This is a genomic window from Pseudoalteromonas sp. Scap06, assembly GCF_013394165.1.
In the GTDB taxonomy this organism is placed as follows: domain Bacteria; phylum Pseudomonadota; class Gammaproteobacteria; order Enterobacterales; family Alteromonadaceae; genus Pseudoalteromonas.
In genome coordinates this window covers 970,144-992,752 of the sequence record NZ_CP041330.1, presented here as the reverse complement: position 1 = coordinate 992,752, position 22,609 = coordinate 970,144, and the positions used below count along the sequence as shown (strand labels likewise).

The following is a 22,609-nucleotide window of genomic DNA, read 5'->3' as shown; positions in this document are numbered from 1 at the left end:
TTATTTTAAACCAACATAAAAACTAGTAATTATGTACAATAAAAACAGTAGACTATAGCTAAATATCACTAAATGCAAACATTACTCTATAAAATTCATAGTCAATTCATTTTACACTACATTTACAACTATTTATCCTAACGAACCGAGTATATCTACGCGGATAGTATCTGGAATTTCATTATAAGAAAGAACGACTAAGCTGCCTTTAGTAAAAGTTTTAGCATAACGTGCCAGCAGCGGTCTTAGCTGTGGAACCACAATTAATGTTGGTGTTACACCTCTTGATTTCATGTCTTCGACTATCATCGGCATGGTGCGTTGAAATTGCCCCAGTAAATTAGGATCTACCGCAAAACTATCTAGTACTACTTTGCCCGCCTGCATGGCTTGATCAAGTGAGCTTTGTAAAGTGCTTTCTAGCTTTTCATCTAGGCTGTAAGCACTGAGTTCATCACGATTACCCATCACCTGTTTTACCAATACTTTTTGCAGTGCACAGCGTACGTCTGAAACCAGCAAAATTGGATCTTTAGTTACCTCTACGCTGTCTATTAATGTGCCGGCAATAGTGACTATGTCTTTAATACTTATGTGTTCTTTTAGTAGTAAACGAATCACTTTTAGCTGTAAATTAGTCGGTAATGCTTTTTCGAAGGTTTCGGCTAAGCTAGGTGAGATTTCTTTTAGCCGTTCATTTAGCTTTTGTACGTCTTCATAACTAAATAACTCATCTAAATGTTCTTTGATCACTTTGCCGGTATGAGTAGCAATAATGGTGCCTAAATCAACCACAGAGTAACCCATATTTAATGCTTGGGTTTTGCTGTCATCTTTTATCCAAACGGCCTCAAGCCCATAAGCAGGATCAGTGGTTAATTCACCATCTAAGCTGCCGTATACATCACCGGTATTTAACGCGAGTAACTCTTTGGCGTTTACATTAGCACTTGCAACAGGCACACCGGCTAAGTTTACTTTGTATTCTTGTGGATTTAATTTTAGGTTATCTTTTATTCTGATCTCCGGTAATAAAAATCCAAGTTGCTCAGAAAGATTTTTACGCACACCTCTTAAGGTTTTTACCAGCTCTTCCCCTTTGTCTTTATCGGCCAAATAAACCAAACGAAAGCCAAGCTCAACCGACAACTTATCAACATGAGAAATATCTCCCCATTCTAAGTTAGCCTGTTGCTCACTTAAAATGGTGTCGGTCATTTGTTCGGCTTCAATTAAAGAGTTATCGGGGAGAGAGCGTTGTAATCGCCAAGCAACATAAAATAATGGCGCGGCAAACCCTAAAAAGGCGACAGTGGGCATACCTGGCACAATACCAAGCGTAACCATAATTAATGCAGCAGTAAAAATAACACGCGGAGAGGCAAGTAACTGCTTACCTACTGCTTCACTTACATCGCCTTCATCGTTCATACGCGTAACAATAATTGCCGCAGCAACCGCGAGTAATAACGAAGGAATTTGCGCAACTAAGCCATCACCTATAGTTAACAGCGCAAAACGTTGGAACGCTTCGGCTAAACTTAAACCATGTTGGAAAGCACCTATTGATACACCGCCCAACAGGTTGATCACTAATATAATTAAACCGGCAATGGCATCACCGCGCACAAACTTAGAGGCGCCATCCATAGAGCCATAAAAATCGGCCTCTTGGGCTATAGTACTGCGTCGCTCTTTTGCTTGCTCAGGGCCAATTAATCCGGCATTTAAATCGGCGTCAATTGCCATTTGTTTACCGGGCATGGCATCTAGAGTAAAGCGTGCAGCCACCTCAGAAATACGCTCACCGCCTTTGGTAATAACCACAAAGTTAATCACCATTAAAATAACAAACACCACAATACCAACGACGTAGTTACCGCCTATAACCACTTCACCAAAGGCCTGAATAACGCGACCTGCCACATCTGAGCCTTCATGGCCATGCAGTAACACCACACGTGTTGAGGCAATATTTAGGGTTAAACGCATCAAGGTAGCGACTAACAAAATAGTCGGAAATACAGAAAAATCGAGTGGCTTTTTAGTAGACACAGCGACCAACAATACAATCACCGACAATACAATGTTGAAGGTAAATAATGCATCTAATAACCATCCTGGTAATGGCAAAATAACCATCGACAAAACAGCTAACAGCAAAATAGGAATAGCGGTATAAGGTTGAGTAAAACTGCGCCAGTTCAAATTATAACTCCAACATCTAAGGTTTCTGTAAGTTTTTAGGGATTGTTAATTCAGGCAATGCGGCGGGTGCTTGTCCTCGCCCTTGCTTGTATGCTTTTAATTGCAATACATAGGTCAGTACATAGGCAACCGCACTGTATAAGCCGTTGGGCACTTCTTGGTCGACCCGAGTCGAAAAGTAAATAGCCCGTGCTAATGCGGGGATCTCTATAATTTCTTTGTTATTCATGCGGGCGACTTCGCGTATTCTCAGCGCCATTTCATCTACGCCTTTAGCGACAACATAAGGGGCTTTAGCCGCTTCTTCACTGTACTTTATTGCCACAGCATAATGAGTAGGATTAGTGACAATCACATCAGCAGTGGGAACACGCTCTTCAATTTTTCTATTCGATTGCTGATATTGTATTTGCCGAATTTTATTTTTTATCTCAGGGCTACCATCTGAAGATTTACGCTCTTCTTTTACTTCTTGGTGGGTCATTTTTATTTTATCAGCAATCTGTTTTTGCTGAAAAGGCACATCAATAACTGCAATAAAAAGTAGTAAAGTTACCGTGATCATTAACGATAAAAATAACAACTCAATGCCTTGGCCTATCGCCACTTTTATATCTAAGTTTTGTAATACCATCAGCTGCATCCACAGCTTAGTTAAAAAGGTATATAAGCAAATCGCCAGTAAGGTTATTTTTAGTATTGATTTAAGTAGCTCTACTAACGACTGTTTACCAAACATTTTGCCTAACCCGGTTAGTGGGTTGAGCTTGCTCATTTTTAGCGCCACGAGTTTTTTTGAAAACACAAACCCACCAGGTAAACACCCAGTGATCCACATTGCGCAAAAGCTTAATAATAAAAACGGCGTGAGAGTCGATAGCATATTCATAATGGCGTCACCCAACGCGATGGGCATCATTTTTTTATTATTAATAATAGAGTGATCCAGCACCATAGTACTGTTCATTAAGTTTACAAATAAGCTGTAAAATAAATTGGCAAACCACAATAACCCAGCAATACTAACCATTAATAAAATAGCGGTATTGAGCTCTTTTGAGCGCGCGACTTGGCCGTCTTCTTTGGCTTTTTTTAGCCGTTTCTCTGTGGGTTGTTCTGTTTTTTCTTGCGAGCTATTTTCAGACATACCGCTACCTCATCGCTTGTGCAAAGGTTGTTAGCACATGATACGTTAGCCTTGAAAACGCACTTCCTGTGTACTCTAAGGTCATAAATACGCAGAAAAACCCCATCAATAGCGACATAGGGAAACCCAATACAAAAATATTTAATGACGGCGCCGCCCTACTTGCTACACCAAAAGTTAAGTTAACCAATAACATGGCGACTATCCCTGGTAGCGACAGCAATAATGCAGAGGAAAACATCCACGCAAACAACATAATAATCGCCTGAATATCAAACTCATAAATACTGCGACCAATCGGAAAGCTATGAAAGCTCTCTACCATAACCTGCAAAGTTATTAAGTGACCATCTGCGGCAAAAAACAGTAATGCACACATAATCCAAAATAACTGTCCCAATAATGCCACTTGGTTACCACTGCCGGGGTCCATAACAAGCGCCATTGATAAGCCCATCTGCATGGATAAGATCAGCCCTATCATTGCCATTACTTCAAACAAAATACGCAGCGATAACCCCATCATTACCCCAAAAATAATTTGTTCGAAGGTTAAGATGGCGGCATCTAAAGAAAACAAGTCAATAGCAGGTGCAAGTGGTAACTGCGGAGCAACTAAAAAAGCCAACATCATAGACACTAAAATACGAGAGCGTGGCGTTACCGCCGGATTGTCAAATACCGGCATAGACCATAAAAGTGCAGAAAAACGTACAAATGGCCACCAAAGCGTGCCCATCCAGCTAACTAAATCAGTAGACGTTAAAGAGAGTAATGAGCTCAACCAAATACCCCAGGTAACATAAATTTGAGCTTATCAAACCAATCAATCATAATTTGTAGCATCCAATGTCCCGCAAATACCACCATTAATAAGGTTAATAACATACGCGGTAAGAACGTTAGGGTTTGCTCTTGAATAGAGGTCGCACCTTGAATAATAGCCACCACAATACCAAGTATTAAACCCGGCACAATTAAGACTAAAATCAGTTTTATGATGGTGTAAACTGCGCTTGAAATAAGCTCTACCGACATTTCTGGGGTCATGGTGACATTCCAAATGTTGCTGCCAGCGTACCTGCTATCATTGACCAGCCATCGGCAAGTACAAATACCATGAGCTTAAACGGTAAGCTGATGATCAGCGGTGATAGCATCATCATACCCATAGACATCAGCACACTACTAACAACTAAATCAATGATTAAAAAAGGAATAAATAACATAAAGCCAATTTGAAAGGCCGTTGTGAGCTCACTTAATACAAACGCAGGCATTAACACTTCAAACGGAATCTCTTGCGCGGTGAGAGTGGTTGGCTCATTGGCTATTAATAACACTTGGCGTAATTCACTTTCGCGAGTTTGTCTGAGCATAAAAGCACGCAAAGGCTTTTCTGCGGTGAGTAAAGCTTCCTCTAATCCTATGGTTTGCTGCTGAAAAGGCGTATACGCGTTTTGATAAATGTCTTGCCAAACTGGTCGCATAATCAACATAGTGAGCATCAGTGAGATGCCAATTAAAATTTTATTCGGCGGGCTTTGTTGTAACCCCATAGCTTGGCGCAAAATCGCCAATACAATGATGATTCTGGTAAACGACGTTAAAACCATCAGTAGCGCAGGCAATAAACTCAATACCGTCATTAATAAGAGTATTTGCAGTTTAACGCTGTAGTCTTGTCCGTCGGCCGTATCTTTTAGAGAAAACAGCGTAAGTTCTTCTGCATTTAGCCAGCTTGGTAAAAACAACATGATTAACAGTAGGCTAACTTTAAAAATTACGCGTTTATTCATTTGTTTACTGATCCTTTGCGGTATCTGTTTGAGCAAATTTCAAACCATACTGCCCTTCAACCATTACCACTTCTGCTTTAGCAAAAAATACCCCATTCACTTTTACATCAAGCGCTTCACCAGCTACTTTGTCTAGCTTAAGCACATCGCCTTCTTTGGCTTGACTAAGCTCGCCTAAGGTAATTTCAGTACTTGCTACTTCAAGAGTGACGAGTAAAGGAACATCTTGAAAAAATGACATATTCCCTTCATTAGTTTTATCAGCAGATTTGTCATCAAATCCATCAAAAGCATCAAGCTCTAAGCCCGCTAAGGCGCTATCAAGGTTCTCGTTCATAATTTAGTTACTCGTTGTATTATTTGATAATTGTGTAATTTGAAATGCTAAGCCAGTCTCTTGCTCAACGACTTGGCCTTTAAATATTTGTTTATGGCCTAGGTTAAATAGCGCTGCTTCGTTAAGTTCAATGGGTAATACACCGCCGGCCACACAAGCTTTTAATTGCTTTAAAGTGACTTTTTTCTTTGCCATTTCAATCTGACCTTGCACCGCAAACTGTGCCCACATATCAGTATTGAGTGTGTTACTATTTGCAAAATCTTGCTCGCTATCAGCTGCGCAAAAAAAGCTAATTGGCAGCCATAAAAACCAACTTATTACTTGGTTTTCTAATATAAACCGCACTTTAAAGGCTAAGTATTGTAATGCTTCAGGTAAGGTATGAGATTTTTGTATCTCACCTAATAACGCTGAGCGTTCTCTAAATAATAAGCCTTGAATGCCCTGCACTTGGCGCTGTAGTAAACGACCACAAATACGGCTTTCTGTTGAGCTTAATTCGTTATTCACCTCGTCAGAGACTTGCTCTGTGCTGTTAACATTATTAAATTGCCCACCTAAGCATAAATCCGCTGTTTTATATGCACTTTGATAATCAAGCGCTAAATAGGCCTCACCTTGAGTAGGCGCAAATAAAGGACAGGCAAGAAATATCCTTGGGGATTCTTTAAACCAACTGTTAATAACCGAATGCGAACAAGGCGAAATTTCGACATCAAAACGGCTGTCGTTAAACAATTGGGCTAGCTCTAACTCCAAAGTTTTACGAATATTAACGTTTATGTGCGCTGCTTTTTGTTGTGCTTGTTCATATGCTCTTTGCTCAAGCGTGAGTGCAAATGGAGTAATATGCTCAGAATTTTTCGCTTTAATTAGCTTTGTTTTAGCGTTTAACGTTTTACTCATACCACTGTTTTTCCTGATTCATTTATATTCAGCTTATGCTCGTCTTTTTGGCTTTTTTCAATTGGGCTTGTAACTGTAAACGATTAACAATATCGCTGCGTAAGCGCTCATTTTTGCTTATCCACTCAACCCCTAAAAACATTAATTTTTCACTCACTGCACGACGATACATCACCTTGCCTGCCAATCGATTAGTTTTATCAAACACCACAATAATTTTATTGGGGATCGTCTTTTCAGCAGGCACTAATAAACCCACACCGCCCACGCTAATATCTTTTGCCACACCATGGCATAGTGAAATATCAATAAAACAACGGCGTAATAACTGCACGCCTACTCCGCCAAGCTGAACTGACTCAGGCTCGTAATTATCTTTGAGGTTTAAGTTCCATCTTTTGTAACTTCGTTTAGTGTCTGGTTGGTTACTCATAATTCTCTTCAAGACGTAGCACGGGTTTGTTAGCCGTTGCCGCACCAGCCGCTTTTTTTATCGGATTGTTAATGTTGCTATCATCAAATAATTGGTTAAATTTATCCTGCGCATCTTTAGTTAAGATCAGCAGTTCAACACGTCTGTTTTCGCTGGCTTTCTTATTTTCTTTATTAATTGGCCGATTTGATGAAAACGCATTTACTTGAAGCACCTGACTTGATGGCATTCCGCCCATAGTCATTACTTTTCTTGCTTGCTGCGCTCTATCGCCAGAAATGTCCCAATTACGAGAGCTGCCATCAACAAATAAGCTGGCATCGCTGTGCCCAGAAATAATAATTTTGTTGTTAATGTCTTTAACTAAGCCGCCAAGGTATAGAAACAGATCTTCAAAAAATGGGGTCATTTGCGACTTTGAGCGTTCAAACATTTGATGATGCTTGTCGTCTCTAATGATCACTCTTAGCCCCAGGGGCACTTCTTCAACTAGTAAGTTATTTTTTAGTAACTCTTCTTTACTAAGTTCCTCAATACTTTCCAGTAATAAGCTCAGCTCAGATGAAGCTTCAAATTGGCTATCAATCGCTGAGTTTAACTTCTCGCCTTGCCCAGCTTTAGGCTCAACGGTGCCATCGGGCACTTGTAATACTTCACTCATTCCAGGTTTTGGAGAGTCCGGAGGCGTAATTCCAGACTCTAGGTGTTTAATTACTGAAGGAGAACCCCCTAAATCAACGGGGAATGGGCTATTTTGAGGGTCAAAAATAGCGGGGCCACCATCAAAAATTGAGTGAGTTCGCATGTAGTGTGCTATTTCTTCACGCTCTGATTCATTGGTAATCGCCATAATCCACATCACCATAAAAAACGCCATCATCGCCAAAGTAAAATCGGCAAAGGCAACCTTCCAAGCACCACCATGAGGCTTTTCGGTTGCTCTTCGACGTGAGCGTTTGATGATGATTTCTTGATTTTTGTTTTCCATTATTAAGCCGCCTTGTTAGTGATCCACTCTTCCATGGTGGTAAAGGTCGGTTTAATTTCTTCATTAATTAATTTTCTGCCTGAGTCAGTCGCCACAATAGGCACATGCCCTTTAGCATGCGCCACTAACATGGCACGCACACACTCAAACATCGCCACTTGTTTTTTTACATACTGCTCCATCGCTGAGGCAAGCGGTGCAATTAAACAGTAACAAGCAAAAATACCAATAAAAGTACCCACCAACGCCGCGGCTACATGGTAGCCAATTTCACTTAAAGGTCCATCAAGGTGCTGCATAGTAATAATAATGCCGCCAACCGCTGCTAAAATACCAAAACCAGGCATAGCTTCAGCTATATTAGCCAGTGAATGAGAAGGCTTAAGACGCTGTTCTTCAATGGTGTAAATCTCTTGCTCTAACATGGCATCAAAGTCATGCGAGTTGATTTTTCCCATACTAAATAAACGCAAGTTATCGCAAATAAAAGTTACTAGCTGAGGGAACTCATACACCTTTGGGTAAGCAAGAAAAATAGAACTAGTTTCTGGGTTTTCAACATGCTCATCCAATCCCTTTATACCTTTCACTCTGGCTAAATCTAATAAAGAGTAAATAACCAGTAGTAAGTCATGGTAAAGCTCAGACGTATCGGTTCCTTTACCACTAATAAATTGATACTTTAATTGCGATAACATTTCTGTCAGTACATATTTTGAATTACCCACAATTAGCGCCCCTAAGCCTGCGCCAAAAATAATTAAAAACTCGTATGGCTGCCACATAGTGGCGATGTTGCCGCCCGCAAACGCAAAACCACCTAATACTGTTGCAAGTACTACTATTAAACCTATAACTCTTTGCATTCTTTATTCCTTAGGTATTAGATTTTTTGAAGCGTTTGTGTGAGCGCTTCAAGTGCTTGTTTATGAAGTTGGCAAACACGTGCCTCGGTTAAATCGAGCGTTAATGCTATTTCTTTCATATTCATTTCGTGCATGTAATATAATTGTAAGAGCAGCTTTTCTCGGGTATTTAGTTTGCTCATCGCCACTTTGAGGGTGGCTGCTGTCTCTTCTTTTTCGTGTGTATGTGCACAGGTAAGTGCTAAGTTAGGATTAGCCTCCAATAGCGCTTCAAGGCTATCAAATGCTTCAGCTTGCTCACTGTAATGCAGCTGAATAAGCTCTTTATGGCTAATCCCTAACGCCTCACACATTTCGGTGTCTGTTGCATCACGACCAAGCTTTTTTTGCAATGAACGGCTCATATCACGAAGCTGATGAGACTGCTGCCGCAACTGGCGAGGGCGCCAATCGACACGCCTAAATTCATCTAACATAGCACCACGAATACGCTTAAACGCAAATGCAGCAAATTTCTCATCTAAATCCCGGCCATAGCGACGAATAGACGAAAGCAGCGCAATAATGCCTATTTGGTAAATATCATCACTATCGACAATAATGCCCACTTGAGTGCGCATGTGTGCAGCCGCCCGATTAACCAAGTAAGCGTACTGCGATAATAGTTGCGTCTCTTTTTGTGGTGTAAAGGTGACTGGTGGTTCTGTTATTAACTCACCCCACTCTTCTTGCAGCATCATAGCGATGACCTATTGAATGAAGACGTTCGTAACGAGTACGTTATCTAATCGAACTGAAACCGCATTTGCTAAAACCACATTAAACTGCTCGAGTAAATCTTTTTGAATTGCATCGATATCTTTAAAAGCTTCTTTTACTTGGCTGTGGCTCATATTAGCAAACTGTTTTACGAGTACATTTCTCACTAGCGGCTCCATCGCTTCTGTCCCTGTATTGAAAATAGACGGCGAAGTTACAAGTACTAAGTCGAGCACTAAATAACGCGCAACTGACCCTTCTGATACGCTTATAATGAAGCGCTCCATTTGATGATATTCAACCTTTGTTATATCGGCTTGCGGGCCTTCTTCTGATGAGTCACTGCCGTTAAAAAACTGTCCCGCAAAAAATGCAGACGCAATAAGTACAATTACAGTTAGGGCTATTATTATTTTTTTCACTTTTATCTCTCTTAATCCAAGGTAGTTATACTAATAAATCTAACGAGTCTGATTGCAGCTTAGATGCGCGAGTGTTGCTGTCATCATCCTGTACAGGCATCTCAGTGTGATTACTTGCAATGTCGTCATTGTCATTTTGGTGATGAGATTGCTGCTGTTTATCACTCAAATTAACATCAACTGTGGTATTCGAATTTTGCGACAAAGACTGGCGTAACTGCTCTAAAGTTTGCGCGATGGCATCTCTTACCTGCGTATTACTCGTAATTAAACTGACTGAAGTTTTATCCCCTTCTATATTGATAGATATTTCAATACTGCCGAGGTTAGGAGGGTCTAATCTAATTTGCGCCCGCTGTAGCTGCTGCCCTATTTGCAATTTTACCTTATCGCCAAGTACATGTAATAAGCGCTGCCCCCATTCACTAGGTGCCTCTTTTAATTTCTCTTTTTGCCACTCAAAGGTTTCTGGTGCGGTGGCGGCAGATGAGAAAGCACTCACTAATGCTGATTTTTGACTGCTACCTTCACGGCTTTCAGCATTAAATATTTTCGATTGCGGATTTTGTGACAGCGCAGCAAGCTCGAGTTTACTGAGCCCAATACTCGGTTGTGTGGATATTTGCTCACTGGTTAAGCTACTTGACTGCGCTTGTCCATAAGTGTTCGACATTACTGATGGTTGATTTAATCGGTTCAAAAGCGCTTGTGAATACAATGTTTGTGGTGTTTTGGCTAAATCGAGTGTGTTTAATTCTTTATTAACGAGTGTATCCGCTGGCGCTACGTTTATAGCTGCAGCAGGCACAGTTAAAGCATCACTATGCACAGTCGTATTTTGTGCGAGCGCAGTTTTAGCGGGCTCTTGAGCTACAATGCTGACTTCGTGCTGAGTCTCTAAAGGCTTACTCTTTAACTGCTCATCAATAACAAGCTGTACTGGTGGTGTTTCCACTACTACAGTGTCGATATCAACTAAAAGGTTATTATTTGGGTTAAGTATAGTCATAACAGGCGCGTTTTTTTTATTGTTATCGAGGTTATAATTAGCGGTGCTAAAAAAGTATGGATTTATTATTTCATCCAATTCTTCAGTGACTTCTTCTTGAGCTAGCTGTTCTGAGCTCTCGCGAGGTTGCTCAACATGCAATTTTTGCTGTTTTGCTTGCTGCTGCTTTGAAGAAAGCGAAAATGGCACAAGCTCGTTCTGTTGTTCTTGCGCATCTGCTGGTGAGCTGCTTTTTAATATGCTTTGCTTATTAGCAACACTGCCAAAGTCAGCCTTTGACACCATTGTACTTGTTTGAATACTCATAACGACTGTCCTTGTTGTACTTTTTTATAAGCCATTAAGCCCTCTTTATCCTCTTGATGGCGCTGCATTTGTACTTTAATGGCCGCTTGCTTTTGGCCCACAAGGTCAATTAAGTCAACATAACGTGCTTTTAAGTTATTTTGTTCAGCTACCATTGAACTAAACCAAGGCATGCTTTGTAACTGTGTGTAAAGTGCAAGTAACTGCTTATCGGCTGCTTTAACTTGATACCAATTACTCTCATGGATAGCATTTTCCATAGCACTAAGTAATTGTTCCATTTTTTGCGCTGCGTATTTTTGAGAGTGTTCCATTGGCAATACTAAATTCATTATAAGTTCACATTTCATTTAGCAAAAAGCAAGCCAAGATTAAACCTTTGTTTTTTAACGTTAAATTAAATAAAAGCAGTAAAAAGCGGAAGCGGAACTTCCCCCTAGGAAGGAAGTAATCTGTCATGAATTAGCAGTAGGATGGTCACTTAGGTAATAGAGGAAGTTTAAAAAGCAGCTGAATTTAAAATAAAAAAGCCAGCTATGGGTAGCTGGCTTTTAAACGTTTACTGTGTGCCTAAGCCTTGCCACCCTTCTTGCAAGTTGGTCATCACTACACGGGTGGAGTCAATATAGCTCAAGTCATTCTTCATACTGGCTTGTAATAATGCTTGCCCACAATGCTGATAAAGGTTTTGCATGTTTTGCGCTACCTCACCGCCCTTTTCAAGATCCAATGAGGCCTCAAGCCCGCCTAAAATACGCATCAGCTTTTCAATACTTTCTGCTTTTTTATCGTATCTTTTTTGTTTTATGTGGCCAGTGACTTTTTCAAGCTCATCTGAAAAACCATCAAATAACATCAAAACTAATTTATGAATATCGGCACTGGCCGCTTTTGCATCTACTGATGTACTTTTATAGGCTGAAAAGCCATCATTTAAATCTAACATCTATGTTTAGCTCCCAAATTGACCCATTGTAGATTCTAATTGCGCAATAGTCTGTTGCATTTGTGTAAACTGCGACAAGTAACGTTGATACACTTGCTCCATAGACACTTCATGGTTTTTTTGCTGCCTAACAATAATATCCAAGCTTGATTGTAATGTATCTTTTTTATCGCTCATTAAGCCATAGCTTTTTGTGTATGGCTCTACTCGTTTTTCTAATTTAGCCATTAACCCATCTTCACCTGTTAACATTCTAGTTAATTTTTCAGGATCATTGGTCATTGCTGCTTCTAAACGTTCGCTATTAATTTTTAAGCTACCGTTACGATCAAACTCAATTCCAACAGAATAGAGCGTCTTTCCCTCAAAGGTGCCTTGAAAGTCGTTTCGCATTGAGCGAGCAAGCCCACTTGCTAAGCTATCGCGCTTTAAATTATCGTTAGAAGTAATGCCATTGACTAAACTATTAAACTTATCTACAAAACCCTGAATATTAGACTTACTTGCTTCCTGATCTTGTGCAACCCCAACACGAATCGGTGTATCCCCAATATTTTGCGCCTTTGTCAATGTTAATGTTACTCCATCAATAACATCCTCAAGCGTGTTCGTTGTAGAGGTAATCGTTAAAGCTGAACTTGCACCAAGCTTAATAATTGAGTCTTGGCCATTAGTTAGCTCTGTTTGGTTAGCTATAGCATTTGTTATATCTGTACCATTAGCATCTAAGCCAGGCATATAATTTAACGATATCTGATTTGCAACACCTGAATCTTCACTCGTCATGACTAAAAATGTTTCACTACCAGAGCGCATTAATGTTGCTTTTACACCACTATTATCTGCATGGCTATTAATGGCATTGGCTAAATCACTGAGTTTAGCATCTGCGTCTAAAGTAGATAAATCAACCGAAAAGGACTCTCCAGCTAAATCAATATTTAATTCGCCATCAGTGCTCAATGCTTTTGTAGGATCGAAACTGAGTGCAACTTGATGCGCTTGTGCTAGCTGCTCAACAAAAATATCATAATTTCCGCTAGCAGCATCACCATTTGCGACTACATTCAATGTTGTTTCATCACTAACGGCAGTACTGTTAGTAAACAAACTCGTTTCTGATTTTAAACTCGCTTTTAAATCACTGTGAAAGCTAGTTATACTGCTTTTTAGCCCATCTAACGCTTTTATTTTGTTAGTGAAATCAGCATTTTTAGTATTTAAAAGCTGATCTTTTGAAGCTCGCTCAATTTGCGTATATTGACTAGCTAGTTGACCAGGATTAATCCCTAATGCAGCACTCATTTTATTCTCCAGGCATTTTAGTTATAAGCAAAAAAATCTAGGTTAAACATTTTTACTTATGACTATAAACAATAATAGCTACATCTTAGATGTAGCTATGCATACTTAATTGATCTATCACTATTAACGAAGTAGTGAACCAATCATTTGTGTTGTACTGTTAGCAGTACTCAATACGGAAATACCTGAGTTCATAAGTAACTGTTGCTTAGTCATGTTAGACGTTTCTGCCGCAAAATCAGCATCCATCAGTGTAGACGCTGCCGCTTGAGTATTTTCTTTCATGTTGGTTACGTTATTCATAGTATGGTCAAGACGATTCATTGACGCACCTAGTGCTGAACGTGCTGTGCCGATATTTTCAACAAGTGTATCCACTTCAGCCATAGCTAACAGGGCATTTGCCTGAGTATCAAGTACACCTAGAGCCGTCTGATCTGCAGCAGCAGTACCAACAGATGCATGCAAACTTGCAATTTCTGTTGCAATACCGACACTTAACGTTTCAGCAGTTGACGAGCCCACTTGAAAAGTTACGCCTGCTGCGGCTTCAAATTTCCCTGTATCAGCGGCAATAACCTCTGCGGTAACACGTTTATCGGCTGCTGTACCATCATTTGCAGTAGCAGCGATTGCGAATAAAGCAGTCCCACCAAAGCTGGTGTTTTGCATAATACTCGCAAGCTCATCACCTAGTGCTACATATTCCGAATTCATAGCTGTAAATTCATCCGCACCATTTGTACCATTGGCAGCTTGTGTTGCTAGCTCTTTCATGCGGTAGGCAATGTTAGTCATTTCATCAAACGCGCCTTCCGCTGTTTGCATCATCGACATTGCATTATTTGAGTTATAAAGCGCTGCTTCTTGGCCACGTACTTGTGCGTTTAAGCGTGATGCGATTTGCAGACCCGCTGCGTCATCTTTTGCAGAGTTAATTTTAAAACCAGACCCTAAACGCTCAAGCGCTGTTGATAAATCGTTGTTGCTACGACCAAGCTGGTTTTGAATTGACATTGAAGCCATATTTGATTGAATTGATAAAGCCATGCTTAATTTCCTTTATGTTTTAAACCTATTTACACACAAAGTATAAATAGAAGTGACTAATCATTAAGAGCGACCATGCCTAAAAAAAACTAAACTTTATTTTGATTTTATTTATTAATACAGCCGAAATAATTACATAGCTACCAAACTAGATGCAGCTTTAAAAAAAGGCTGAGTAACCTTTTTTATTTTTATCCGAGCTCTATCTAAACAAAAACAGCCGCATCAAAGATGCAGCTGTTTTGGTATTTTTTAATCGATTACTCGGTTTATGTAACCTATCGTTAAGCTATTAACGAAGAAGTGAACCAATCATTTGTGTTGTGCTGTTAGCAGTACTAAGTACAGAAATACCTGAGTTCATAAGCAACTGTTGCTTAGTCATATTAGATGTTTCAGCAGCAAAATCAGCATCCATCAGTGTAGAAGCCGCTGCTTGGGTGTTTTCTTTCATGTTGGTTACGTTGTTCATAGTATGTTCAAGGCGGTTCATTGATGCACCTAGTGCTGAGCGCGCAGTACCAATATTTTTAATAAAAGTATCAATACCAGTAATTGCTGCTGATGAATTCGTCGCATCATCTAGGTCACCGATGGTGCCTGCAGTAGCAACACTTGTGTTAATATCCTGTACTGCTGTACTAACATCAACTGAAAGTGTTTCAGCTGTTGATGAACCTACTTGGAACGATACAGCGCCAACATCAAATTTACCTGCAGTAGCATCTAGTAATTTAGTACCACCAAAGCTAGTGTTGTCCATAATACTTTTAAGCTCAGCTTCTAAAGCAACAAACTCAGACTTCATTGCTGTGTACTCATCCGCACCATTTGTACCATTGGCACCTTGGGTCGCTAACTCTTTCATGCGGTAAGCAATGTTAGTCATTTCATCAAACGCACCTTCCGCTGTTTGCAGCATAGACATTGCATTATTTGAATTATAAAGCGCTGCTTCTTGGCCGCGTACTTGTGCGTTTAAGCGTGATGCGATTTGTAGACCCGCTGCGTCATCTTTTGCAGAGTTAATTTTAAAACCAGACCCTAAACGCTCAAGCGCTGTTGATAAATCGTTGTTGCTACGACCAAGCTGGTTTTGAATTGACATTGAAGCCATATTTGATTGAATTGATAAAGCCATGCTTAATTTCCTTTATGTTTTAAACCTATTTACACACAAAGTATAAATAGAAGTGACTAATCATTAAGAGCGACCACATTAAGAAAAAACTAAACTTTATTTTGATTTTATTTATTAATACAGCCGAAATAATTACATAGCTACCAAACTAGATGCAGCTTTTAAAAAGGCTGAGTAACCTTTTTTATTTTTATCCGAGCTCTATCTAAACAAAAACAGCCGCATCAAAGATGCAGCTGTTTTGGTATTTTTTAATCGATTACTCGGTTTATGTAACCTATCGTTAAGCTATTAACGAAGAAGTGAACCAATCATTTGTGTTGTGCTGTTAGCAGTACTAAGTACAGAAATACCTGAGTTCATAAGCAACTGTTGCTTAGTCATATTAGATGTTTCAGCAGCAAAATCAGCATCCATCAGTGTAGACGCTGCCGCTTGAGTATTTTCTTTCATGTTCGTTACGTTATTCATGGTATGATCAAGACGATTCATTGATGCACCTAGGGCTGAGCGGGCCGTGCCAATTGAATCAACTAACGTATCAACAAAATCAAGCTGAGCCTTTGCATCTGCTTGGTTATCAATACGACCATTACCTGATGGCGTAGCTCCTGTTGAGGCCCTAGCCCCCAACTGATTAATAGTTCCTTGAACTGATTTATCTGTAGCCGTACCATCAACATACAAAGTAGCACCGATATCAACTGACAATGTTTCTGCTGTACTTGAACCTACTTGAAACGTAACTGCTGTAGCAAATTTACCTTTATCTGCTGCCAATGCTGCGTCTGCATTAAATAATGCTGTTCCACCAAATGACGTATTATCCATAATACTATTTAATTCAGCAGTCAAAGCAACATACTCAGAACTTATCGCTGTATATTCATCATCACCATTTGTACCATTGGCAGCCTGTGTTGCTAGCTCTTTCATGCGGTAAGCAATATTAGTCATTTCATCAAACGCGCCTTCCGCTGTTTGCATCATCGACATGGCATTGTTTGAATTATAAAGTGCTGCTTCTTGGCCGCGTACTTGTGCGTTTAAGCGTGATGCGATTTGCAGACCCGCTGCGTCATCTTTTGCAGAGTTAATTTTAAAACCAGAACCTAAACGCTCAAGCGCTGTTGATAAATCGTTGTTGCTGCGACCAAGCTGGTTTTGAATTGACATTGAAGCCATATTCGATTGAATTGATAGAGCCATGTTTAGTTTCCTCTTTGAAGTTGTAGTTAAAGTAATTAGTGGAGCTAAATCACTTTCTAATAACTAAGAGCGACCAATTATGAGAAAAGATAAACATTTTTCTAATTATTAAAGTTAGCCCTTAAATTACAGGCGATAATGAAAAAGATGACATTAAATTTAAATTAACTGACCGTTAATTTAGTGAGTATTGCACCATGTTACGAGTTATGTTTGCTTGTGACATAATTGCAGCCACACTATTTACCCCTGGGCTTTGCATGTGCTGTTTAACCCCTAAACTTACAGCAAGCAATTCATCTGTATTGGCTAAGGTACGAGCAGCATCGAGTTGATCTAGCTGGCTTTGCAACTGTTGCTTTTGTGCCTGAATTTTTATTAAGTTGGCCTTTAAATGGCGCTGTGCACTTTGAATTTGTTCGCGGTGCTGTGCAATACTGGCATTTTTGTCTGCTACTTTAGCAAGTTCATTTAGTGGATTATCTAAATCATTAAGCTGCAACGAAATCGGGTTACCCGCCGCAACACGTACACCTTGACCACTCATTACCCAAGGTTCTAAAAGTGGAGCCGCATTATCTTTTTGCGCACTAAAAAGCAGGCGGTTTTCACGGTTGAGCTCAACGTTTATATGATGTGGTGCAAACGCATTTTGAATAGCAGTTAAATTGGTTTTTTCGTCTTGATAGGCAGGTAGTTTTAAACTTAATGATTTACCCGAACGCCCCATTACTAACTGGATACTTTCTTCATGTGGACGCGCGCTAAGCAGGTCTATATTGGCATTAAGCTGTTTGCTAATAGCACGATTTGGGTCGGTTATTTTTAGTTGAGAATCAAGCCCTGAGCCTTTTTTACTTGCGACATTTTGTAATGACGCTATTTGAACTTTAATCTTTTGTTGTTGCATAGGTTGTGGCTGAGAGTTAGCTGCCTGAGTGTTTAATTGTTGTGCTAACTTTTCAAGTCCCATATACAAATTTCGTATTGTGCTTTCACTTTGCTCGGCTCTAGCCAAGGCTTGACTAAGCGCCCCACGCTGTGCCCAATCAGTCAGTACTTTAACTTGCTCCTCTCTGGCAACAATTTTGTTTTTCCACAAATTGTTAGCAGAATCTTTTGTTGATGTAACGAGTGCATCCGATTTATTGGTATTAACCAAGTCAATTGCTTGTGCCTTTTCGCTACTTTTAACCAGCATAGTTAGTTCCTGAAAATATTATAATTTTTAAATGTATGAAAACAATGAAAGTTTGCTTACTGTTGAGTAAACCTGCATCGATGACTCATACGCCGCCATTGACTCTTTCATCGAGATAAACGCTTCAGGGTAATCTACAGCACTTAAATCATCCTGTAAATTCACCGTAAACGTAGTGATATCTTGATTACTGGTAGTAATAGAATCAAGCGACGCCATAGTAGAACCAATTGTAGTCACTTGGCTACTAATAGTACCTAGAAAGTCTGCTAATTTATCTATCATCACCCGTGATTGATTGCCAACGCCACCTGCCGGTGGATTATTTACATCAACAAGATAGTCTTGCATGGCATTTAAAAAGCCGGCACCTGGGTCTAAATCATCACCCACAATATTATTTTTTACACTTGAGTCATCAGATACAGCAACTTCTCTGACAATATCGTCACCGGTATAAACGTAATTACCCGTGGCATCGATTTGAAATGGTTGTTCATCCGTTTTGCTGCCCGAAAAGTAATACTTTCCGTCGCTATCTGTTGCATTAAGTAAATCAACAATCGCAGGAAAAGCCACTCTCATTTCTTGACCAAGCGCTTTAATTTCTGCCTCACCCATCGAATCATCAGCTGCGGTAGTAAGTAAACTCTGTAAGGAATATATTTGGTTAACAATACCAGTCAATTGTACTTCTTGTTGACCCAGTGAAAAGTTAACTGCGTCCATATTGGTTTTGTATTGCTCTAGCGATTTAATTTCTGAACCTAAATTCATAATCATCACAGTGCCAAGTGGATCATCAGACGGCTTAAGAATACGCTTATTGGTTGCTAATTGAGTCGACTTTTCGTTAAAATTTTCAGTATTAATTTGGATGTTTTTTATTGAATTTAAATGAAGCTGATGACTACTTACTCGCATAACATTGCCCCTTAAAACATTTGCAGTAAAGATTTAAACATTTGATCGGCAGTGCTGATCACTTTGGCATTGGCACTATACATTTGCTGAAAATGCATTAAGCTTGCCGCCTCTTCATCAAGGTTTACACCACTAAAGCTATCACGCGCTGCGATGGCATTTTCACTTAAACTCGTAGCGGTAGAGATACTACTTAAATTTTGCTTACTAGTAATTGCCAGTTCACCCACTAATAACGTAAATTTATCGCCTTTTCCTGCCATTGAGGTAACGATATTAGCAATGTTTGAATTATCACCAGGCCCGGAAGTACTACTGTCTTTAAAACCAAGCTTATCGGAAGTGATAACAGGGTTTATCTCGATCGTCCCTAATGGGTTTAATGGGTTGTAAGTAAACAATGCTTCACCAGGGTCGTTATTTAAATCAAAACCGCTTTGTAATGCACCATTCATATCATCAGCAAGGTCGGAAACTAAGCTGTTTAAGGTTGCAAGAGTTGGTTTTATTACATCATTATCAACGCTTATTAAGCCACCAAATTGGCCACCAACATTTTTATCAAGAGTAAATTTCTGGCCAATAAATTCACTGGTGACTGTTGTACCACTGACCGAGATTGATGCAGCTTTACTGCCTACTACTAACGGGGCACCACTTGAGGTACTAATATCAATAAAGCCATTATTTCGTTCAACAATAGATACACCAATATGCCCTGATAACTGGTTTACTAAGCGCTCGCGATTGTCTTTTTGCTCTGCGGTTGATTGATTATTCGCTGTTGCTACCCCAATACTGCTGTTGATTTCGGCTATCTGTTTCGTAATCGATGACACACTTAGTGCCACATTGCTCATTTGCGCATTGAGTTTAGTTTCTTGGCCAGCCAGTGCGCCATTAATCTGCGCAAAATCTTGCATAAGCCCTTCAACTGAGGACAAAAACTGCTGTCTAAAAGCCTGTGAGTCTGGCTTGGTCGTCGCTGCATTTAATGCATTGGTAAGGCTTGCAAGGGAGTTATTTAAGTTTAACGAGTCGGTACCAATTATTTGCTCAATAAAGCCTAGGTATGACTGTTTGTTTTCATAAAAATTGGTATCGGAATTAGTACGCCAAATATCGTCATTTAAAAAGGCGTCAACAACCCGATCAACCGATGCCACCTCAACCCCACCTAAATATACATTAGAGGTTTTAAATTGAGCTTGCTGACGCGAGTAACCTTCAACGGCTGCATTCGCCACATTTTGCCCTGACACAGTCAGCGCAATATTAGCCGCATTGAGACCGCTTAACGCGTTATTTAACATAGACATAATTAACTACCTAATCGTATTAGCATTCAATGGCTGAACAAATGCCGACCCCGCATAAATATCATAGCTTTGGGTTGGCTCAACGCTTTCAGCACCTTTATGTTGATCATTAGCGACCAAGCTTTGGCTATTCTTAAATGTATTTTCTATGGGGGCAATTTTCTCATCAAACTGCTTAACAATCGCTTCGGCTAGACCCAGTTGATGAGTTGACGCTAAATGCTGCGCGGTTTGAGCATTATGCATATCTCTAAATTGCGCTTGCTCGTTACTATTAAAAAAACCATTGTCACCGGCCATAGTTTTGGTGGTGCTATCCATACTTTTTAATACCAGCTGTAAAAAAATGGCTTCAAACTGCTCTGCTGCCTGTTTAACGCCAGCTTCACTGTTGCCGGTAATATTTTCTAGATGAGTGGGGTCTATCGCTAATGACTGAGATAATTGGGTTGATGACTCTATTTTCATGGCTATTTCCTTTAAATAACTAATAGCTCGGCTTCTAGAGCCCCAGCATTATCAAGTGCAATTAATATCGACATAAGCTCGGCTGGCGTTGCGCCAAGTGCATTTACCGCTTTTACAATTTCATCTAATGAGGTGCCTTCAGGCCACAACAGCATATTTTTTTGTTGTTGATCTACCGTGATATCACTTGATTGCGTGGTCGTAGTTTGGCCATTTGAAAACGGCCCTGGTTGCGACACTTGCTCTTGTTCACTTATGGTAATGGTTAAATTGCCATGGTTAACCGCAGCCTGATTAACTCGCACTGTATTGTTCATTACGACAGTACCTGTGCGGCTATTAAATACAATTTTTGGGCGCTCAGAACCTTGCTCTACAGTAATATCTTGTAGCATCGACATAAACGTGTTGCGACTATTGGCATCGCTTGGCGCACTAACCACTAAGCGCGCCCAGTTTTCAGCAGTAGCTACATCAGGCCCAAATACTTTATTGATAGCACGTACAACATTGCGGGCAGTTTGATAATTTGGATCTTTTAAATTAAGAATTACATCGCTTTGACTTTCATACATAGCCATAACACTGCGCTCAATAATTGCACCATTAGGAATAAGCCCTGAAGTAGGCACATTAACAGTCACCGAGGAGCCACTTTTACCGCTAGCATTAATGCCGCCCACCACTAAATTACCTTGTGCTAGCGCATACACTTTGCCATCAACCCCTTTTAACGGGGTCAACATTAAGCTGCCACCATGTAAGCTTTTTGCATCACCCAATGAGTTCACAGTTACATCAATCGCTTGGCCTGGGCTTCCCATAGGCGGCAACGTAGCATGGACAGCAACAGCCGCTATATTTTTTGATTTTGGTAATCGCTCTTCATCTACAGAGACACCAAATTGCTTTAGCATATTACTTAGCGATTGGCCGGCAAATTTTACTTGGGCTTTATCACCAGACCCCGGCAAGCCCACTACTAAACCGTAACCCACGAGTTGGTTTTCTCGCACGCCTAGCACATCAACAATATCTAATAATGGACGTGCTTTGGCGGTCACAGTTGCAGGCGCTAATAGGCTAAAAAAGCACACTAGCATTAATAGTAAATATTTCATTAAAACCTCAGTAATCCCTTAGAACGGGTTTAAGAATCGGGTAAATAAAGTGGTAAACCAACCTGGACGATTCGCATCAGCCAATGTGCCTTTGCCGGTATAGCTTATTTGCGCTTCAGCAATACGAAGCGACGAAACACGGTTACTTACATCAATATCGCCAGGGCGAACTAGCCCTTCAATTTCAATGTATTCATCGCCTTGGTTAAGTTTAATTTGCTTACGCCCTTTAATAACCAGCGACCCATTAGATAAAACATGATTCACCCGCACGGTAATAGCGCCACTCAGGAAGTTTTGTTGGCTGGCGCTGCTTTCACCGTCAAACTTGGCACTCGAGCCTATACCCAAATTAAAATCAGCTACATTGAGTGCACCAGCAACTGGCACAGCAACATCAAAGTCGGTGCTTTTATCTAAACTCGAATCGGCACTTTTACTTGATTGCGTGCGCTCGTTAAGCACCACAGTTAAAATATCGCCAACTCGGTAAGCACGTTTATCTGCATACAAAGAAAACATATAGTTATCTTGAAATAAGCTCCCATCTTGCTGATTCAAACCCTGTGCATAGGCATCTTGGCTTATTTCATAGTCTTGAACTGATTTTTGAGTGGTGTTTTGCGGACATTTAACTTCCCCATACACCACTTCGCATTCCACCATTTGGGTTTTTGACGGGGTATTGCTACAGCCAGCAACACCCAAAAGCAGCAAAAATAATGTTAACTTATTCATCATA

The 22,609-nt window shown here is 40.2% G+C and carries 25 protein-coding genes; all 25 read right to left on the bottom strand.

Annotated elements, in window-relative coordinates; translation table 11 throughout:
* Positions 1-132 precede the first annotated feature (132 nt).
* Complete coding sequence (gene flhA / locus FLM47_RS04565; RefSeq protein ID WP_010391191.1) at positions 133-2,208, bottom strand: flagellar biosynthesis protein FlhA; 2,076 nt, start codon at positions 2,206-2,208, stop codon at positions 133-135.
* Between the two features lie 16 nt (positions 2,209-2,224).
* On the bottom strand, positions 2,225-3,355 hold the full coding sequence (gene flhB / locus FLM47_RS04560) for a flagellar biosynthesis protein FlhB (protein ID WP_138607584.1): 1,131 nt from the start codon (positions 3,353-3,355) through the stop codon (positions 2,225-2,227).
* Between the two features lie 4 nt (positions 3,356-3,359).
* Positions 3,360-4,139 carry a flagellar biosynthetic protein FliR gene (gene fliR, locus FLM47_RS04555; RefSeq protein WP_055011669.1) on the bottom strand — a complete coding sequence of 260 codons (780 nt, stop codon included), beginning with the start codon at positions 4,137-4,139 and terminating at the stop codon, positions 3,360-3,362.
* Positions 4,136-4,405, bottom strand: coding sequence for a flagellar biosynthetic protein FliQ (locus FLM47_RS04550; RefSeq protein WP_138607580.1), 270 nt, complete (start codon positions 4,403-4,405; stop codon positions 4,136-4,138). The genes fliR and FLM47_RS04550 overlap by 4 nt, the downstream gene beginning before the upstream one ends.
* Complete coding sequence (fliP, locus tag FLM47_RS04545) at positions 4,402-5,154, bottom strand: flagellar type III secretion system pore protein FliP (RefSeq protein WP_075170636.1); 753 nt, start codon at positions 5,152-5,154, stop codon at positions 4,402-4,404. Before fliP ends, FLM47_RS04550 begins: the two co-directional genes overlap by 4 nt.
* 4 nt (positions 5,155-5,158) lie before the next feature.
* On the bottom strand, positions 5,159-5,491 hold the full coding sequence (locus FLM47_RS04540) for a FliM/FliN family flagellar motor switch protein (protein WP_055011667.1): 333 nt from the start codon (positions 5,489-5,491) through the stop codon (positions 5,159-5,161).
* 3 nt (positions 5,492-5,494) lie between these two features.
* Positions 5,495-6,400 carry a FliM/FliN family flagellar motor switch protein gene (locus tag FLM47_RS04535; protein WP_178955430.1) on the bottom strand — a complete coding sequence of 302 codons (906 nt, stop codon included), beginning with the start codon at positions 6,398-6,400 and terminating at the stop codon, positions 5,495-5,497.
* Between the two features lie 28 nt (positions 6,401-6,428).
* Positions 6,429-6,833, bottom strand: coding sequence for a PilZ domain-containing protein (locus FLM47_RS04530; RefSeq protein WP_138607576.1), 405 nt, complete (start codon positions 6,831-6,833; stop codon positions 6,429-6,431).
* Positions 6,826-7,821, bottom strand: a complete 996-nt coding sequence (locus tag FLM47_RS04525) for a flagellar motor protein MotB (protein ID WP_218651585.1) — start codon at positions 7,819-7,821, stop codon at positions 6,826-6,828. Before FLM47_RS04525 ends, FLM47_RS04530 begins: the two co-directional genes overlap by 8 nt.
* A 2-nt stretch (positions 7,822-7,823) precedes the next feature.
* Positions 7,824-8,687, bottom strand: coding sequence for a flagellar motor stator protein MotA (gene motA, locus FLM47_RS04520; protein WP_010391179.1), 864 nt, complete (start codon positions 8,685-8,687; stop codon positions 7,824-7,826).
* A 17-nt stretch (positions 8,688-8,704) separates the two neighbouring features.
* A complete protein-coding gene (locus tag FLM47_RS04515; protein ID WP_178955428.1) occupies positions 8,705-9,427 on the bottom strand; it encodes a FliA/WhiG family RNA polymerase sigma factor in 723 nt (240 codons plus the stop codon).
* 9 nt (positions 9,428-9,436) lie between these two features.
* Complete coding sequence (locus tag FLM47_RS04510; RefSeq protein WP_138607568.1) at positions 9,437-9,868, bottom strand: flagellar basal body-associated FliL family protein; 432 nt, start codon at positions 9,866-9,868, stop codon at positions 9,437-9,439.
* 25 nt (positions 9,869-9,893) lie between these two features.
* Positions 9,894-11,183: a flagellar hook-length control protein FliK gene (locus tag FLM47_RS04505; protein ID WP_178955426.1), complete on the bottom strand. Its 1,290-nt coding sequence runs from the start codon at positions 11,181-11,183 to the stop codon at positions 9,894-9,896.
* Entirely contained in the window at positions 11,180-11,515 is a 336-nt protein-coding gene (locus FLM47_RS04500; protein ID WP_178955424.1) for a hypothetical protein, read from the bottom strand. Before FLM47_RS04500 ends, FLM47_RS04505 begins: the two co-directional genes overlap by 4 nt.
* 227 nt (positions 11,516-11,742) lie before the next feature.
* Positions 11,743-12,129 (bottom strand): flagellar export chaperone FliS, encoded by a 387-nt coding sequence (gene fliS / locus FLM47_RS04495; protein WP_138607562.1) that lies wholly within the window; start codon positions 12,127-12,129, stop codon positions 11,743-11,745.
* Positions 12,130-12,135: 6 nt separating this feature from the next.
* Entirely contained in the window at positions 12,136-13,434 is a 1,299-nt protein-coding gene (gene fliD / locus FLM47_RS04490) for a flagellar filament capping protein FliD (protein WP_178955422.1), read from the bottom strand.
* A 123-nt stretch (positions 13,435-13,557) separates the two neighbouring features.
* Positions 13,558-14,484 carry a flagellin gene (locus tag FLM47_RS04485; RefSeq protein WP_178955420.1) on the bottom strand — a complete coding sequence of 309 codons (927 nt, stop codon included), beginning with the start codon at positions 14,482-14,484 and terminating at the stop codon, positions 13,558-13,560.
* A gap of 292 nt (positions 14,485-14,776) precedes the next feature.
* Complete coding sequence (locus FLM47_RS04480) at positions 14,777-15,625, bottom strand: flagellin (RefSeq protein WP_178955418.1); 849 nt, start codon at positions 15,623-15,625, stop codon at positions 14,777-14,779.
* A 291-nt stretch (positions 15,626-15,916) separates the two neighbouring features.
* On the bottom strand, positions 15,917-16,834 hold the full coding sequence (locus FLM47_RS04475; RefSeq protein ID WP_178955416.1) for a flagellin: 918 nt from the start codon (positions 16,832-16,834) through the stop codon (positions 15,917-15,919).
* Positions 16,835-17,009: 175 nt separating this feature from the next.
* Positions 17,010-18,035, bottom strand: a complete 1,026-nt coding sequence (locus FLM47_RS04470) for a flagellin (protein ID WP_178955414.1) — start codon at positions 18,033-18,035, stop codon at positions 17,010-17,012.
* A gap of 27 nt (positions 18,036-18,062) precedes the next feature.
* Positions 18,063-18,959, bottom strand: a complete 897-nt coding sequence (flgL, locus tag FLM47_RS04465) for a flagellar hook-associated protein FlgL (protein WP_178955412.1) — start codon at positions 18,957-18,959, stop codon at positions 18,063-18,065.
* An 11-nt stretch (positions 18,960-18,970) separates the two neighbouring features.
* On the bottom strand, positions 18,971-20,278 hold the full coding sequence (flgK, locus tag FLM47_RS04460) for a flagellar hook-associated protein FlgK (RefSeq protein WP_178955410.1): 1,308 nt from the start codon (positions 20,276-20,278) through the stop codon (positions 18,971-18,973).
* A gap of 6 nt (positions 20,279-20,284) precedes the next feature.
* Positions 20,285-20,746, bottom strand: a complete 462-nt coding sequence (locus FLM47_RS04455; protein ID WP_055011657.1) for a rod-binding protein — start codon at positions 20,744-20,746, stop codon at positions 20,285-20,287.
* A gap of 11 nt (positions 20,747-20,757) precedes the next feature.
* The gene (locus FLM47_RS04450; protein WP_010391158.1) at positions 20,758-21,867 is read right to left on the bottom strand and encodes a flagellar basal body P-ring protein FlgI; all 1,110 of its coding nucleotides are present in this window, start codon (positions 21,865-21,867) and stop codon (positions 20,758-20,760) included.
* Positions 21,868-21,885: 18 nt separating this feature from the next.
* Entirely contained in the window at positions 21,886-22,608 is a 723-nt protein-coding gene (locus tag FLM47_RS04445; protein ID WP_256729652.1) for a flagellar basal body L-ring protein FlgH, read from the bottom strand.
* Between the last annotated feature and the right edge of the window lies 1 nt (position 22,609).